General features: G+C 58.2%; 15 protein-coding genes. 2 read left to right on the forward strand and 13 right to left on the reverse strand.

Annotation, left to right across the window (positions count from 1 at the left end; genetic code table 11):
• Positions 1-100: 100 nt before the first annotated feature.
• From K3180_RS01795 to K3180_RS01840, 10 genes are all read right to left on the reverse strand, one after another.
• Positions 101-733, reverse strand: coding sequence for a tyrosine-type recombinase/integrase (locus K3180_RS01795; protein ID WP_221537930.1), 633 nt, complete (start codon positions 731-733; stop codon positions 101-103).
• Positions 734-919: 186 nt separating this feature from the next.
• Positions 920-1804 carry a sugar kinase gene (locus tag K3180_RS01800; protein WP_221537931.1) on the reverse strand — a complete coding sequence of 295 codons (885 nt, stop codon included), beginning with the start codon at positions 1802-1804 and terminating at the stop codon, positions 920-922.
• An 18-nt stretch (positions 1805-1822) separates the two neighbouring features.
• Positions 1823-2596, reverse strand: a complete 774-nt coding sequence (gene kduD / locus K3180_RS01805) for a 2-dehydro-3-deoxy-D-gluconate 5-dehydrogenase KduD (protein ID WP_221537932.1) — start codon at positions 2594-2596, stop codon at positions 1823-1825.
• A 25-nt stretch (positions 2597-2621) separates the two neighbouring features.
• A complete protein-coding gene (locus K3180_RS01810; RefSeq protein WP_221537933.1) occupies positions 2622-3254 on the reverse strand; it encodes an RpiB/LacA/LacB family sugar-phosphate isomerase in 633 nt (210 codons plus the stop codon).
• Between the two features lie 110 nt (positions 3255-3364).
• The gene (locus K3180_RS01815; RefSeq protein ID WP_221537934.1) at positions 3365-4387 is read right to left on the reverse strand and encodes a LacI family DNA-binding transcriptional regulator; all 1023 of its coding nucleotides are present in this window, start codon (positions 4385-4387) and stop codon (positions 3365-3367) included.
• A gap of 45 nt (positions 4388-4432) precedes the next feature.
• On the reverse strand, positions 4433-5710 hold the full coding sequence (locus tag K3180_RS01820) for a TRAP transporter large permease (RefSeq protein WP_221537935.1): 1278 nt from the start codon (positions 5708-5710) through the stop codon (positions 4433-4435).
• Complete coding sequence (locus tag K3180_RS01825) at positions 5710-6141, reverse strand: TRAP transporter small permease (protein ID WP_345719410.1); 432 nt, start codon at positions 6139-6141, stop codon at positions 5710-5712. Before K3180_RS01825 ends, K3180_RS01820 begins: the two co-directional genes overlap by 1 nt.
• 23 nt (positions 6142-6164) lie before the next feature.
• Complete coding sequence (locus K3180_RS01830; RefSeq protein WP_247710223.1) at positions 6165-7175, reverse strand: TRAP transporter substrate-binding protein; 1011 nt, start codon at positions 7173-7175, stop codon at positions 6165-6167.
• Positions 7172-7951 (reverse strand): 2-keto-4-pentenoate hydratase, encoded by a 780-nt coding sequence (locus K3180_RS01835; RefSeq protein ID WP_221537937.1) that lies wholly within the window; start codon positions 7949-7951, stop codon positions 7172-7174. Before K3180_RS01835 ends, K3180_RS01830 begins: the two co-directional genes overlap by 4 nt.
• 23 nt (positions 7952-7974) lie before the next feature.
• Positions 7975-10797, reverse strand: coding sequence for a TonB-dependent receptor (locus K3180_RS01840; protein ID WP_221537938.1), 2823 nt, complete (start codon positions 10795-10797; stop codon positions 7975-7977).
• A gap of 281 nt (positions 10798-11078) precedes the next feature.
• Between K3180_RS01840 and K3180_RS01845 the strand changes: the two genes are divergently transcribed.
• Both K3180_RS01845 and K3180_RS01850 read left to right on the forward strand, forming a co-directional pair.
• Positions 11079-12680: a glycosyl hydrolase family 28-related protein gene (locus K3180_RS01845; RefSeq protein WP_221537939.1), complete on the forward strand. Its 1602-nt coding sequence runs from the start codon at positions 11079-11081 to the stop codon at positions 12678-12680.
• A gap of 863 nt (positions 12681-13543) precedes the next feature.
• Positions 13544-14032, forward strand: a complete 489-nt coding sequence (locus tag K3180_RS01850; protein WP_221537940.1) for a nuclear transport factor 2 family protein — start codon at positions 13544-13546, stop codon at positions 14030-14032.
• Positions 14033-14364: 332 nt separating this feature from the next.
• On the opposite strand, the gene K3180_RS01855 is transcribed toward K3180_RS01850, so the two are convergent.
• The 3 genes from K3180_RS01855 to K3180_RS01865 are packed head-to-tail and all read right to left on the reverse strand — an operon-like array spanning position 14365 to position 16741.
• Positions 14365-14916, reverse strand: a complete 552-nt coding sequence (locus tag K3180_RS01855) for a DUF5681 domain-containing protein (protein WP_221537941.1) — start codon at positions 14914-14916, stop codon at positions 14365-14367.
• On the reverse strand, positions 14913-15437 hold the full coding sequence (locus K3180_RS01860; RefSeq protein WP_221537942.1) for a DUF5681 domain-containing protein: 525 nt from the start codon (positions 15435-15437) through the stop codon (positions 14913-14915). The genes K3180_RS01855 and K3180_RS01860 overlap by 4 nt, the downstream gene beginning before the upstream one ends.
• Positions 15434-16741 carry a site-specific DNA-methyltransferase gene (locus K3180_RS01865; protein ID WP_221537943.1) on the reverse strand — a complete coding sequence of 436 codons (1308 nt, stop codon included), beginning with the start codon at positions 16739-16741 and terminating at the stop codon, positions 15434-15436. The genes K3180_RS01860 and K3180_RS01865 overlap by 4 nt, the downstream gene beginning before the upstream one ends.
• Between the last annotated feature and the right edge of the window lie 96 nt (positions 16742-16837).

Genomic DNA, 16837 nt, shown 5'->3' on the forward strand with positions numbered 1-16837 from the left:
CTGAGCGGGGATGCATTCCTTAGGTAATCAGACTTTCTTGGAGCGATGGTGCCAGTATGCATGGTCGGCCGCTACCGATGCGGCCGACCATCCTGATAAGCTAAATCTCTGTCCGTTCTGCCAAAAGCAGTGCGTCCTCGACATCGACGCCAAGATAGCGAACTGTATTTTCGATCTTGGTATGTCCCAGCAGGATCTGGATAGCCCGGATGTTGCCCGTCGCACGGTATATCATCGCCGCCTTTGTCCGGCGTAACGAATGCGTTCCATACTCTGCTTTGCGCAGTCCGATCGCCGTTACCCATTCGTCGACAAGGCGCGCATACTGCCGTGTGCTCATATGCCCAGCCGGATCGACACGGCTCGGAAACAAGTAATCGCCTATCGAGCCGCCGCGGCGTTCAAGCCACGCAATCAACGTGGCTCGAACATCGGCGGTGAGTTCAAACTGAACCGGCCGGTTGGTCTTTTGCTGGATAACTGTAGCGCGATTGCGGATTTCAGCGCCTGCGACCACATCGCCGATCTTAATCTTCACTAAATCGCAACCGCGCAGTTTACTGTCGATCGCGAGATCGAAGAGTGCTTTGTCCCTCAATCGTCCTTCGCGATCCAGATGGAAGCGTACAGCCCAGATCTGCTTCTGGGTCAGCGGGCGCTTCGTGCCAACATTTTTGCCAGCGTTCCAAGCCGGACGATATCGCGTGGCTGCATCAAACCGTGAGTGTCCCATTTCTTTTCTCCTTGACCAACATTGGCCGGTGAAGAAACGATCGGGGTGTCACTGCTTGGGGGCCGATAGCTGTCTGTCTGCTTTTGGCCAAACTCTTCAAGAAGCAGACTTCGCGCTGACGATGTCCTGCGGATAACCGCGAAAGCGGCTCACAAAGGTGGGTTTTGCCCGAATGGTTCTGGGTCTTCAGAGTTCGATTGCTCCTCTATGACCGATGACTTTGCGGGCTAACCTCTGGCCCGCTTCCACGCATTCGTGAAGGTCTTTTGCCGACAACCATGCAGCAAGAAAACCACCATTAAAGGCATCGCCCGCTCCGCTCGTATCGACGACATCCACCCTCTTCGCGGGGAGAAGCTCGGGCTCGATCTGACCATCCGAGGCCAAGAAGCACCCTCTATCCGCAGCCTTCAACACGACCGTTCGATCATTTCCTGACCACCTTCGCGCGATTTCTACATCACTATCATGATCACCCCAAAGTTCGCGTTCGTCAGTATTTGTTGGAAGTCCGATCGAACAGGCTTCAGCAGCATGTTGGGACGTTCGACGCGCCTTTGAGATACTTGACCAGAGTGCTGGTCTGAAATTGCTGTCGTACGCTATTGCGCGGCCCGCCAAGCGCCGCGTGGTAGCTAGCTCGAGCAGGTGCTGTCGCCCTTCGTCTCCGATTACAGCCAGGGTAATCAAGCTGAAGTATACCAGGCGCGCATCTTTTGCCGCAGCTAGCGCGTCTGCGATGCCTTCCAATTGGAAAATCTCACGCGCTGCGCTCTGGTCGCGCCAATAAAGGAAGCTACGCTCTCCATTGGCATCGAGATGAATGGCGTAGATGCCAGGATGGCGCGCGGGATGGCGCAGGACGAACCGGGTATCAATACCCTCGGCAGCCCAGGCAGATACCAGCGCATCACTAATCGGGTCTGTTCCGACAGCCGTCACGTAGGCAACATCATGGCCAGCGCGTGTAAGATGAATGGCTGTATTGAGCGTATCGCCGCCGTAGCGCAGGCCCGAGCCGCCTTCGCTGTGGTATTCCAGCATTGCCTCGCCGAAGATGAAGACTGTCATGCTCGCTTTCCTCGGCGCCTACCGCGCCAGCCAGCCGCCATCAACCGCCAGGATGTGTCCTTGCACGTAATCGGCGGCGCTGCTGGCCAGGAAGACGGCCGCTCCACCAATATCGGCCGGGTCGCCCCATCGGCCTTCGGGAATCCGTTCGAGGATTTGCCGATTGCGCGTTTCGTCTGCCTGAAGCGCGGCTGTATTGTTCGTCGCGATATAGCCCGGAGCGATGGCGTTGACGTTTATGCCTTTAGGCGCCCATTCGTTGGCCATGAGTTTGGTCAGCCCACCGACGCCGCTCTTTGACGCCGTATAGCTCGGCACCCTGACGCCGCCTTGAAAGGTCAGCATACTGGCGATGTTTACAATTTTTCCCCGCTGACCGGACTGACTGGCCCAATCGGTCATTTGCCGAGCAGCTGCCTGAGTCAAGAAGAAGAGAGCCTTCAGGTTCACGTCCATCACCGCATCCCAATCTTCTTCCGAGAAATCGAGTGCGTCGTTACGGAGGATAATGCCTGCGTTGTTGACGAGGATGTCGAGCCGGCCAAACGCTTCGACCGCCTCTTCGACGATACGGTGACATGGTTCGATCGAGGAAAGGTCGGCCATGATTACGTGCGCCCTCACGCCCTCGGCCTCCACCAACGATCGTGTGGTTGCCGGATCGCTTCTGGCGACGATGACCACATCGGCCCCGGCCTTTGCGAGCGCAACGGCGATGCCCTGACCAATGCCGGTATTGGCACCGGTGACCAGCGCGACGCGGCCATCCAGCGCAAACGGATTGTCCTTCATTTCGCTTCCCTCAATCTTCTGGATTTCACAGGCTGCGAAGATAATCGTTGATGGCATCGTCCTTCGAATTTGCGTAGAACAAGTCGGCGAACTTCTCGCCCGCAATAGCGCTTTTCAAGAGTTCCTGGTCGACCGACTTCAAGACCGTAAGCATATCATGGCAGGTCTTGGCTTTGAGCTCCGCGAGAACGCCGCGGTTTTTTTTCATGATAGCCGCCCGCTCCTTAGGGTAGCCCACCCCGCTCTCGCCTTCGAAGAGCTTGCGGTAGCAATCCTGAAGGTTGAGTTCGGCCGCCCAGCCGAATCCCTTGGCGTAGGGCATTGCGATCGCGTTACCGTCGTTAATTTGCGCGAACAGGAAAGCGTCAGTCGGGTCAACTATGAGACCGCAAAACACACCCGGCATGGCGTTGGCGGCAAGCATGGATCCAGACCCCGTGCCGCATCCCGTGACCACGAAATCAGCGGCCCCCGAATTGAGCAGGATACCTGTCAGCAAGCCGACCATAGGATAGGTGACCTGCGCATCGTCGTCGGCTGAATACATGCCGTAATTGTGAACATCGTGACCCAGCGGCTCGACTACGGTGGTCAGCGCATCATGGATAATTCCGTTCTTCGCGGCCTGGCTGTTTTCATTGATGAGCGCAATTTTCATGGCTTCTCGCTTTCCGGTTCAAATGCTGCGGCCAAACGGCCGTTTCGCATATTAGGTAACCGGTGTCATTACTGAGGGCAAGTGCTTTCTTGAGGCGTGTTCTGACAAGATTATCGGGCGGCCGGTGGGACGACCGAAGAACGCTCAATCAGAACGGATGGCAACAGCCACCGAGCATTGGCCTCCACATCGTCAGGCGCGATGAGTTTAAGTGCTGCGGTGCGGGCCATATCAACAATGGGCCAGTGCACGGTGGTCAGCGACGGCCAGACATGGCTCGACAGGGGAGTGTCGTCAAAGCCAACTATGGAGAGATCTTCCGGGATAAGGAGCCCGCTACGCCTTGCCGCTATCATCGCACCGATAGCCATCTCGTCATTGCAGGCGAAAATGGCTGTCGGGCGATCGGCCATTTCGACCAGCGATTGCCCCGCGGCGACGCCTGATTCGAAGGTGTAGCTGCCGGGCCTAACCAGAGCCTCGTCCAGTTTCAGTCCGGCGCTGTGCAAGGCTTCCTCAAATCCCGCACGCCTCTCCTGCGGCGAAGTGAATCCCTTGGGCCCCTCGATGATTGCGATGCGCTGGTGCCCCTTCTCGATGAGATAACTTACCGCTTCGCACACCGCTTCTCGGTCGTTTGAGCTCACCGTATGCTCGGCTTCGTCAAGTCGCACAGAACCCATCCGCACATACCGGCAGCCGAGGTCATCGCACAGCCGCGCAATCTCATCGTTCTCCGAGACCGGAGGAAGCAGGACTACGCCGTATGGCCGCTGGCGCACGAGAAAGTCGCGGATGTCGTCGGTGATATTCGGCGAATTGCGATCGACCGGCTTCACCATCAGATTGAAATCGCTTCCCGCGAGACCTTCCAGAATGCCCTGCTGCACATTCACGAGAAATTGTGCGTTTGGATTGTCATGAATGGCAGCGATGACGAAATTGCGCCGTAGCGCAAGAGCGCGGGCCTGGGGGTTGGGGACGTAGCCAATGTCCGCAATAACCTGTTCCACGCGCTCGCGAGTCTTTTCGCTGAGCAGCGGGGATTTGTTTATTACGCGACTGACTGTCTTCTTCGAGACCTCGGCAATACGCGCCACGTCATTGATTGTCGGTTTGCTGTCACTGGCCATAACTTCCCTTATGGAAATGCGTGGCGCTGGCCAAGTACCGCGGTGTCATAAGATGCCCGGTAACCACAGCGACAATGCAGGCACGAAGCTGACCAATACCAGCGCTGCAAGGAGCGTGAGATAGAAAGGCCAGATGCTGCGTACCATTTCGGCAATCGGCAGTTTGCCGACAGCGGAGCCTACGAACAGCACAGAGCCGACCGGCGGCGTCACCAAACCGATACCAAGGTTCAGCATCAGGATGATGCCGAAGTGCACCGGGTCCACCCCGCTTGCCATCGCAACGGGGAGGAAAATTGGCGTCGTGATGACGATAAGCGGGGCCATGTCCATGAAAGTACCGAGCAATAGAAGCATGACATTGATAATAATCAGCGTCAGCAGCGGATTGTCGGTCATGACCCCGATTAGACTGGCGAGCGCCGCCGGCACCTCGAGCAACGCAAGGGCAAAGCCGAATGCGGTCGCAGCTGCGATGATGAACAGGACCATGGCCGCAGTGCGTACCGATTTTTGTGCGGCTTCCCATGTGCCCTTGAGGCCAAGGTTGCGATAGACGACCGTGCCGACGACAACCGTGTAGAGCACTGCGATGGCCGAACTCTCTGTTGCCGTGAATATGCCCGAAAGTATTCCGCCCATGATGATGACCCCTGTCATCAGGCCAGGCACTGCATAAAGGCATGCGCGCAAAAAGCTGCGCCAACCGGGAAAACTACCTTTGGGCAAGTTACGTTTGCGGGCCACCAGCCAGGCGGTCAGCATCAGCAATCCGCCGGTCAGAATTCCTGGCAGGATCCCCGCGAGGAACAGGTCGCCGATGGAGACGCCAACACCGGATGCAGCAGCATAGATAATCATGTTGTGGGATGGCGGTATGAGCAAGCCGACCACTGCCGCTGTTACCGTGACATTGACCGAATAATCGCGGTCGTAGCCCTTCTCGTCCATCAGCGGCACCATGGTCGAGCCGATGGCCGACGCGCTAGCTATAGCCGAGCCGGAAACCGCGCCGAACATCATGCTCGCGCCGACATTGACAAGACCCAGTCCGCCGCGCACCCGCCCGAATGCGGCATCGGCCACACGCACCAGCCTTTCGGCTATCCCCGAGCGGTACATGAGGTCGCCGGCGAAAATGAAGAAGGGGATAGCCATTAGCGTGAAGACGCTGATACCCGCCGCCATCCTCTGCACCGCGACGATGAGTGGAATGTCGATGAATGCAAAGGTCGCCAAGGCAGCCCCGAACAGGGCGAAGGCTACCGGCACGCCGAGGGCAAGAAGGACGAACAAGACGCCGAAAAGGACAAGGATTTCCATCAGTTGGCTTCGGCGATGCGCACGCGAATTCGTCCGATCGAGAACAGGATGATGAGTGCACCCGTCACTGGAATGGGAATGTAGGCGAAAGCCCGGCTGATCCCCAGCGATGGTATGACATGGTCACGCACCAGCCAGATGAGCTGCGCTCCAAATAGGAGCAGGACCAGTCCCATGACCGCAATCAGCGCATGGATGCTGATGCGCAAGCGCCTCCTGGTGCCTGGAATAAGGCGTTTTTCGAAGATCTCGATGCGGATGTGGAAGCGCTCCCAAACACCCGCGCCAGCGGCAAGGAAAACATACCAGATCATCAGCAGGAGAGCGGTTTGCTCCGACCATGAAGGACTGCTTTGCAGAACAAAGCGACCGAAGACTTGCCAGCCAACAACCAGGGTCATAAGAATGAGCCCTGCCGCGCCCAGCTTCACGAGGATGCCTGCAATCCGCTCCATCATGTCACGCCACCCACTGCCTGGATTTGCTTCACAAGGTCGCGTTGTTGCGGGGTTGTCAGAAACTCAGCCCACATCCCGCGCATCCTTTCTGCGAAGGGCGCGGGTTCGATTTCGTTCACTTCGACTCCGGATTTCATGATGATTGCCTTGCTTTTGGCGACCTGCGCATCCCACAAATCCCGCATATACGGGACGCTCTGTTTCGCCGCTTGGCGAATAAGTGACTGATCGCTGGCCGATAGCGTATCCCACCGGCGCTTCGACATTACGAAGACCTCGGGAGCGAGCAGGTGGCGTGTAAGGCTGTAATAGCGCGCAACTTCGAAATGACGTCCGCTTTCGAAACTGGGCCAATTGTTCTCCGCACCATCGATCACGCCTTGCGCCAGGCTTTGGTAAACCTCGTCTAGCGGCATCGGCACCGCATCGGCGTCGAGTGACTGGACCATAGCGATATAGAGGTCCGATCCAGGCACTCGAAGTTTGAGCCCACGCATGTCGTCCGGCGTCCTGATCGGGCCGCGCGTGTTATAGAAACTGCGGGCGCCAGAATCGTAGAAACACAAGCCGATCAGACCGTGCGGCTCTAGCGAGGCGAGGATTTCCGCACCTATGGGACCGTCGAGCGTGCTGCGCATGTGCTCTGTCGATGTGAAAAGAAAGGGCAGCGCTGCCACACGCGTAAGGGGCTCGATGGAATTCAACGGTGCGAGATTCACGCGATTGAAGTCAAGTCCGCCGAAAGTGGTAATCTCAAGTGTGTCGCGCTCATTGCCGAGCTGCCCGCCGGCATACATGCGCAGCGATAGTCTGCCACCCGTCGCCTGCTCGAGCAATTCGCCAAAATGTACAACCGCCTGGACCGTGGGATAATCGAATACATGCGTGTCTGTCGCCGTCAGAACGCCTCCGCCCAGTCCGCGCGAGCAGCCGGCTGCTAAGGCGGCCGCACCGCCCGCTAGCACGGCTCGACGCGAGGCCTGCATGTTAGCGAATACAGTCGTCATACGACAGGTTTTGCCTGGACCAGCTCGAGACGCAACTCTCCGAACCTGCCGAAATCGAGCTTCGAGCTTGCGCCGATGGTCGCTTCATGCACACCGGTGATGGCACCCGTGGAAATGTAAGTCCCTGGAGGAAGCGCAAAACCAAGACGTTCGGCAAGATCGAACAGAAATTTCCTCGCCGCTTCGACATCGCCACATAACGCTGATACTTCGCGAGCGGCTACTTGCTCATTGTCGATGTGGGCTGTGACTGTCACCGGCTCGCTTTCGTTTAGCCATTCTTCAATCTCGGAACCAATCAGCAAACCGTTGTTATTGCCGAAATCGCTGATGACCGCCGTAGGCCCAAAATCGTTGATGGCCGGTATCGGACTGCTGGCGATTTCCGCCCCTATGAACAGCTTGTCTTCGCTTCGCTTGCGGCCAATGCGGAGGACGAATTCCGGTTCGATTGCAGCAAAGCCAGCGGAAAATACCGGCATCCTTGCAGCGCGTTGTTCATTAGCATGGACTACCGAACGGGCAAAAACGGGGCCTGCGAGGCGCGTTTCATTGAAGTGCTCGACGTAGTCTGCCGGCACGCCGCCGACTTTCCAGCCAGCCACAGAGTCCGGCCACTCCGAAATCGAATGATGCTGGATGGCGTAAGCGGTGTCGAGGTCGTCGGGAAGGCCGGGAGGGGGGCCGGGCAAGGCCGACCCTGCCAGCCTTGCCCGGGTGAGGATAGCCGAGGTCTCCAGCGCCCGTGCCGGGAGGATTGTTAGCTTACTTCTCATCGGCCCCACTCGGTTCGGCGGTTTCAGAACCTGCCCCGAAGGCCGATGAAATACCGTGCGCCCGAATAGTCGGTCTGAGCCAGGCTGTCGGGAGTGGGGCGATAGAAGACGTTGGGTTCGTCGAGGATATTCAGAGCTTGGAAGCGCATCTGAACACCGTCCATCAGATCCATACTCGCCGAAAAATCGAGGAAGCCCTGATCTTCGGTGTACCGGTTCGCGTCATTGCGGAACGGCTTGAAATAGTCCGATCGCCATTTGTAGGCCAGCCGGGCGGAGAAAGGACCGGTTTCGAAAAACACGGTGCCGTTGAGGCTATGCTTCGAATAGCCCGGAATATTCGCCGGCTGGACGTAATTTGCCAAGGGTGCTTCCGTAGCCGTTCCATCGATGCGGATTGGGATCGTGGTTGGGTCGGGAAATTCGAAGTTCGAATCCGCGTAATTGTAACTGGCGAGAAAGCCCAGGCCGAAGTCGAACTTGTGCTGGAGCGTGGCTTCGAAACCGTAAAGGTCACTCTTGTCGTCGGAATTGGCCGTGCGGGCAATCGTGACCGGAGTCGAAACGCCGTCTACGAGCAGGTCAATGCTGGTGACATCGGTTTGGAAGCCGGTCTGCAGGCTCTTGTAATAACCTGCGACGGCCAGTGACGTGGTTGGCGAGGCGTACCATTCGAAGGAAATGTCGCCGTTCCACGATTCCAGCGGTTCGAGCAAAGGGTTGCCACTGGCCGTTATGGCCCTGCCGACATCCTCAAAATCGTCGTCGCTGAATGACAGCGCGGCGGACATCGCTTCCTGATCGGGCCGCGCTATGGCGCGATAGGCTGCAAGGCGCAGCAAGACATCGGGATCGAGTTCGAAGATGATGTTGGCGCTTGGCAAGAAGTTCCAGAAGTCGTTGGTCTCTGTGTTTACGACAGGTTCGCCTATCGGGTTCACGATAACCGTGCCAGGTTCCGAACCGGGCGACGTTTCGACCGCGCTGCTGATGCCGATGGAGGTGATTTCGGTGCGAACCGCGCGGAAGCCGACGTTGCCGCGTGCAGGTGAGCCGAACATGTCGGTGTCGAAGTTCGCCTGAACATACCCCGCCCAAGTCTCCTCGGTGACATCGGTATCCTGCGGTGAAATCGTGGAGCCGGTCGGAAGTCCTGCATCGTCGCTACCGGTCAGCGCCGCGAATAGCTGTTGCGCGTCCCAAGTAGCGAATGTCAGCCCGCGCATCGGGCTGTTCGACCCTGCATAAAGGTCGCTGACGAGGAAATTTCCTTGCCGCGCGGCAATCGCTTCGTCGCTGTCATAGCCGTTTATGAGATCGACCGTCTCGTCGATACCGTCATCGTGGAAGCGCTCGCGCTGCGCCCAGCGTGCGCCCACCTGGAGCGAGTTGAAGGATCCGTCCATCTCGTAAAGCCCGTCGAGGCGGAAAGCGAGGATGCTGTCGTCGACGTTCTCGAGACGACGACGCGCGCGCGCACCATTGTCGTAGAGGTCATGATTGTCGAGGTCGAACATCAGGCCAGTATCTTCTTCGACGTCCGAAACATCGGTCAGGATGAGGTTCGGGATGTTATAGCCACGCTGATCGAGCTCGTAGAGCACGCGGTCATTCGTCCGAATGCGCATGTCCTTTTCATCCTGCCTGCGCTTGGTCTCGGAATAGCCTGCATCCGCAGTCAGCACGAGACGGCCGTTGGTCCATGAAATGTTGCCGCCAAGACCAAGGTATTCCTCGGTCCGCTGGCGCCAGACAGATTGGTTTTCGAGGCGCGTCTCGCCGCTCCAATAGAGCAGCGCGCCGGCGTCCGAAACTTCCAGCGGCACTATGTCGCGACGTCCGTCGGCGACGACGAGATTTGCGCGTTCCTCGACATCGTCGCGGAAAGAATATTGTGCATCGAGGTTGATATCGAGGCTGGGCGAGGGCTGCCACTGGATGGCGCCCATAATGGCGTCCCGGTCCGCATCAGCAGCCTGCGCTCGGTAAATATACTGATTTGAAACAAGATAGAAATCGTCGCCTGCGGCACCGGTGGGGTTGCCGACATCGTCGAATTCGAAATCACAATTATTGCTCTGTCCCATGCCCTCGACGGTGTTGCAGGGGCGATAGGTCGAGCTGGAAGTGTAGATATCTTCAGGTGCGTTATCGTTGCGCATCTGCCCACCGATTGCGATTCCGAGTTCGCCGCCGCCGAGATCGAACTGGTCAATATAGGACGCAGTCAGTCGCGTGCTGAGGCCGCCGCTACCGACGACGCGATCTTGATAGGGGCTGAGCCCGACGAGACCCTGCACCTGCAGCCGCTGCTTGCCATAATCGACCGGCCGCAGGGTTTGCAGTTCGATGATGCCAGACACGCCGCCTTCGATGAAGCTCGCTTGCTGCGACTTGTAGATGATGGCGCCATTTATGAGTTCGCTCGGAAATTGGCCGTAGTTTACGTCGCGCCCGTCGCTGCCCGACGATACCTCACGTCCGTTGAAAGCCGATGAACCCAGGAAAGCGCCGAGACCGCGAACGGACAGTTCCGAAGCGCCGCCTTTGAATCGGTCCGAGGTCACGCCGACGATACGCTCCAGCGTTTCTGCAACCGAGAGGTCAGGCAGGTCACCGACATCTTCACCCACGATGGCATCGCCAATAACGTCGAGTTCGCGCTTCGTTTCGAGCGAGTTCTCGATGGTGCGCGCGATTTCTCCGGTGACCACAATGGTATTGTCGTCCTGCAATGCCTCTTCGACCACGTCGGTGTCGTCGTCCGGCGGTGCAACCTGCGCCAATGCAGCGGCGGGCGTCACGGCTATGGCTGACGCGAGCAGGGCGCTCTTGATTGTATACATATTCAGGCTTCCAGCGTGAGGCTGGGAAATGACAAAGTTGCGCATTGGGTCTCCCTCCCGATGGTGTAGCGGCTTTTCACAATTCCGCGATGGCGCCATTTTGACACCGGTTACCTAAATTATTGACACCGGTGCCATTGCGCGTCAATGACTCTTTTGCAAAAGAGGTAAGGGGAGTGGATTTTATGTCGCGACTAATAGCCAAATTACTGAAAAATAGCGCATTTGCAGTTAGCTTTCCGGCACTTCTCGCTGGCGGACAACCGCTTTCTGCGCAAATATTGCCCCCGATCCTCGATGAAGGTGACCGAGAGGCGGAGAATTGGCTGCCGGACTTTTCCTATGCAGGATTCGGATCTGGCATCGCTGCAATCCCCCATGTGGCGAACGAGTTGCGGGTAGATGATTTCGGCGCCCGCCCGGATGATGAGATAGACGATACCAAGGCCATCGAAGCGGCGATCGCCGCTGCAACAGAGCAGGAGGGTCCCGTTCGTGTTCAGTTTGGTCCGGGGCGCTATTTGCTAAGCGACATCTTGTGGATTGAGAAGAGCGGTATCGTCCTGTCTGGTATGGGCTCGGGCGTTGGCGGAACTGAGCTTTACATGCCTCGCCCACTCAATCAGATTGATGATGGCGGCGCGCTCGACGAGTTGCGTACCTATTTGGTCAAAAACGACAAGCGCGAGCGACAGAAGAAAGCCAATCTCGACACGCTCTTCTCGCCCTGGAGCTGGAGCGGTGCCTTCATCTGGACCCGCGTGCCTGAAGGCCGACACGCAACTTACCTCGAGAGCCACGACAAACCCATAGGCAAGCTGTCGGACATCACCGCCGGCCAGCGGGGCGAACGGGTTCTGACTGTCGCTGAAGCCAGCCGACTTTCGGTCGGTGATGTCCTTCAAATCCACTGGCACAACCGGGCAGGCCCGGACGGTCCGCTCATCCGTGAACTCTATGGCGAAACCGAAGAGGAAATCGGTTCACGGCACTGGGAATTGCCCGACCGACCGCTGGTTCGGCAGGCAACGCAAATAGTGCGTATCGAAGGCAATCGCGTGACGATTTCTGACCCCCTGCTGCACCCCGTCAGCGCGGCGCTGCCAGCCTATTTCGCGAGTTGGGAGCATCTTTCGAATGTCGGCATTCAGGACATGGCCCTTACCTTTCCGGAGAACCCGTTTTTCGGCCACCACAACGAAGCTGGGTATAACGGGATCTACTTCACTGGCGTGCACAACGGCTGGGTCCGCAACATCACAATCACGAATTCCGACAGTGGTGTCCTGACCGATGACCTTGCCAACGTCACTATCGCGAACATAGTCACAAAGGGCAATCATATGGCGCATTACAGCGTCCATATAGGGAATGTGCACAATGTGCTGGTCGATGGCCTGACGATACGCAATCCGACAATTCACGCTCTCAGCTTCAATACGCAGGCAACCAAATCGGTTTACAAGGATGCCGTGGTTTGGTCGCGCCCGAGCCTTGACCAGCATGCCGGGGCTAACCACCAGAACCTTTATGACAATGTTACGGTCCACCTGACTCCCGACCGTACGGCTAAAGACGGTACACCGATGTTCGATCTCTATAAGGCGGGCGGCGCCGGTTACTGGAAGCCCGGCCATGCTCGCTACAACACGACATGGAACCTGAGGATCATCGTCGACGGAGGGGTGGCGCCAGGCGAACCTCTTACGATTTATGCGGGCTCTGAAGGACCCGATGCACGGATAATCGGGTTGCACGGCAATCGGCCGCTACTGTTGGATCATACGCCCACCCCGCACGTCGAATGGCTGGGCAAACCGGTTATGAACGCGCCCTCGCTCTACGAGTTCCAGCGGCAGCGCCGGCTCGAAAGCGCCGAGTAATACACCGCTCGGCCGCGCTTCGCGTCAGTGGTGAAAGGTGGAAAATATGCGTAAGCGGCTTCGTGCATGGGGTCGCCCAACGCTTCCTTGTTTCGACCGTCGCGCCCCGAATCCACTGACGATGCCGATCGTCTACGAAAGTATCTGGCCCGTTACGATGCTATTTGCGACCAGATCCGCTGATGGGTCGCTAGCTGCCCGTTTCGGCACAATCGCTCTAAAAGCTGCCATTCCGCTTCCGACGCCTTTGCGGTCGTTCGCATCACTCTTCTGGCCATGGACCTTGGAATGGCGGTCCTTCGCCGCGACGGAACAGTATTTCTTGGCGGGCTATGGGTGTGAAGCCCGATATATCGGTCGTCCAAAGTATCCCTCTGTCTCGCCATGCGAATGAAAGAGCCTCTGCCACGCGTTGCTGGAGGCCTGCACTAACGCTGGGGTCGCATGCGACGGCGACGAGGTCAGATAGCGCCTCGTCGAGTGAGGTGATCATTCCGGCGGCGTAGTCCCGTTCCCACTCTTCCGACTCCGGACTTCGGAATATCGCCAGCGCCTCCATTGGGGTTTTTGGGACAGGGTGCATCGATCGTTTCTCCGATCCTGACTTAAATGGAATGGCCCGAAATAGCCCGACAGCCTTTAACATTCTGAAACGCCGGCTTCACACTGCGAACTTGCCGATTGTCTCGGGTGCCGCGGTCACTAAATCCGGACCTTCCGCCAGCGACGCCGAAGCGGTCATCAGGCGGCAGAGCGAAGGATCAAACCTCCGGAGGATATTCGTAGACTTCCGCAGGAGCGTGTGCGCTTAGTCCTGGCACGGCTCCGTCGATTGCGGTGCAGCCGCTTTTGGGAGGGATGCAATGAGACATTTCCTATTTCTGACTGCCGCAACGATGGCACTCGCGACAACGCCCGCGTCAGCCTCATGGCGCGCCGCCAACGCGGAAGTCGAGGCGGCAGCGAAAACACCGCGCATCGCGGGGGCCCTGGAAGCAACCGAACGGATGGATCGGGCCATCTTGGAGCGCGACAAGGATGCTTTCTCTGCCATCTTCGCCGAAGATGCGGTGGTCAACAATCCGTTCAATCGCATCGCGCGTAAGTCGGACGCAGAGCAAAACTTGGAGACCGGGCTTATCCATTACGAAACGCTCGAGCGGACGATCGAGTATGCGGCAGCGCGTGGCGACCATGATGTCGTTTTGATGGGCGTCGAAGTCTTGACACCGGTTGGCAAGGCACGGTTTGCGGGCGAGAAAATTAGTCGGCGCACCACCGAAGTTTGGACCAACGAGAGCGGCGAGTGGAAACTCGCGATCCACCAAGCAACGATCTACCGAACAGACTAAAGCACGCTGCAAACGAGAGCCAATTGCCACCCCTTAAGTCGCCATAGACCGAGCTGATGCACCGGAACGGCGGACGGTCCGCTTTTGGGAGTTTGGACTTCGGCCTCTTATGTCCAGAATGGGGGCGCAAAGCTGCCAACGGCTAGACCGGCCTTTCATACCAGACAGAGGCGACGCCATTCTTATCACGCGCCCATAGGCAGCCGCAGTACTGGCAACACTTCACTCCTGTCTTCGGTGCTATCGGAGGCAAGCGAAGCAGTTCGTCTGGTAGAGCATCCCGTTGCGAAGGAGAGGCTGCGCGGCAGTGTTCGCTTGGACATGTCATCCTATCATCCTTTGTAACTCCACCAGTCCGGCCACCGAACTTTGTGCGGTGTACGTGTCGCCATCCAAACCTCCTGCTGCTCGTCGACCGTCAGCTTCCGGTCGCCCATACGATCAAGCGCCTTCTCGACGATCCATGGATTGAGTTCCCACCGCACCCGGTCCTCGTCGGTCGGGTATTTCTTTTTCGCGATACCGAGCGGCTCAAGAATGGAGTCCATGCCAAGTCCGACCATCTTCAAAATGATGACCTCGAGCATTTCGTGATCCTCGCCGCGGCTCGATCGCGCCTTCTCGATTGCTTCGAGAGATGATCGCGCAGCCGCGCTGTCTCCAGCGAGCCCCTTCTGCGTAAGTGGAAGAAGAAAGGCTTCGGCCGCAGTGACGCGCCGCTTGCGGCCATCCTCTTTGATGGTCACCATCTGGCCGAGCACCGTATCGTGTGGGATTTGGCGGTGGCGATTACGCGGGCGACCACGAGGGTTTCCGGAGCAACCCTTCTTGAACCGCTTGGAGGCAGGAGGATTGCCATAGCCGACCGGCTCTTGCGCGTTCATGCTGCCGGCCCCCGTGGCCAGCGCAGGGTTTCGGAGTCGGAAGTGAAGAACTTGATATCATCGACATCCTTCTTCTCGAACCTTCTTCGCCCCGGTCGACTCAGCGCTGCCTGCGTTGCCCAGGCCTGTAAAAACCATCGTTTGCCGTTCATCCCTGGATCTGGCCGTGCGATATCGAGAATGCGCATGGCCTCGCTCGCATTGTCCGAAGTGTAGTGTGCTTCGGCTTTGATGTTGCGCGGTGCCGGAGGATTTTTCTTCGCCAGCACCGCCTCGCGCTTCTCGATCATCTTGAGCACTTTGCGGATCGCCATCCGGCTTCCGCCAAGTGCAGCCTGGTAGGTCTGCCATTCTAGTGCCTCGTCGACCGTCAGCTCGCGCTCGACGCCGTTCTGAGTGACCGTCAGCGACTTCTCGATGATGATGTCGAAGGCCGAGTTATGCGGACGTCGCGCTTTGGGTCGACCGTTTGGATTTCCCGACTGGCCCTTCTGAAACCGGCCGTTGCTCGCGCGGCTCATGCGGCAGCCTCGTCAGGCGCCTCGCGGTGGACGAGCACCGGCTCCTTGCCGGTGATCTCGCTCCAGCGGGTCAGGGCCAAATCGATATAGGCCGGATCGATATCGACGCCGCGGAACTTGCGCCCCACACGTTCGGCAGCGATCAAACTCGTGCCCGAACCAAGGAAAATGTCGAGCACCAGCTCGCCCTGCTTCGTCACATCGCAGACGGCGTCCGCCACCATCGCGACCGGCTTGACGGTAGGATGAAGCGCAAGGTCTTCGCGCCGCGAACCGCGCATCGAATTCACCGAGGCGTAATCCCAGACATTGGTGCGATTGCGGCCATGCTTGCCAAGCTCGACACAGTTGGTGTGAGGGCTGTCGCCGACCCGGTAGACGAACACCATCTCGTGTTTGGAGCGATAGAGCGAGCCCATCCCCGCATTGCTCTTGTTCCACACGCAGATGTTGAGCAGCGTGTCGTAAACACTTCCAACCGACGCCGTGACGTCGTCCATGTGGCGCCAGTCCATGCAAACGAAATGGATAGCCCCTTCGCGTGAGACCTCGGCGCAGGCGCCAAGCGTATCTGTCAAAAAATCGCGGAACTCGCCTTCGCTCATTTCGCCCGAGGCCATGGCAAACTCGCGGTGCCGACCTTTAGAATTGGCGTGCCCGTTGATCTTCACGTTATAGGGCGGATCGAGAAATGCACAGTCGATTGCGGCACCATCGCCGATCACGCTGCGCAGGAAATCGACATCGCGGCCATCGCCGCAGCCGATGCGGTGCTCGCCAAGCTGCCAGATGTCGCCGGACATAACCCGAACTTCCGTCGGCACCTCCGGAATAACCTCGTCGTCGGGATCCTGGTTCTCGGTAAGCACGACATCGATTTCGCCCGCGGAGAACCCGGTCAGCGACAGGTCAAGATCGATCTCTGGAAGCGACAGGTCGGCGAGCTCAAGCTTGAGGATCTCCGTATCCCAGCCTGCATTGAGCGCGATCTTGTTGTCCGCAAGGCGCAGCGCCTTCTTCTGGGCTTCGGACAGACCGGCCAGCTCGATGACGGGGACCTGCTCGAGCCCCATCTGTTTGGCTGCGCGCAGGCGCCCATGTCCGGCGATGAGATTACCTTCGGGATCGGCCAGGATCGGGTTGGTGAACCCGAACGCGGTGATCGAGGCGACGATCTGCTCGATCTGCCTCTTGGGGTGCGTCCTCGCATTGCGGGGATCAGGAGTGAGCTCGGATAGGTTCCTGTAGGTGACCTGGAGCGCGCGGTCGGCAGTGTGAGGTGCCAGCTCTTGCGTGGTGCCCATGGAAGAACAATAAGGGAACGCAGAACGCGCAACAAGCATACGCTCGGATTTAATGGGGATTACTCTTGGATAATTTGCGACTGGACTGTCACGACA

The organism is Qipengyuania huizhouensis, assembly GCF_019711635.1.
GTDB classification, from domain to species: Bacteria; Pseudomonadota; Alphaproteobacteria; order Sphingomonadales; family Sphingomonadaceae; genus Qipengyuania; species Qipengyuania huizhouensis.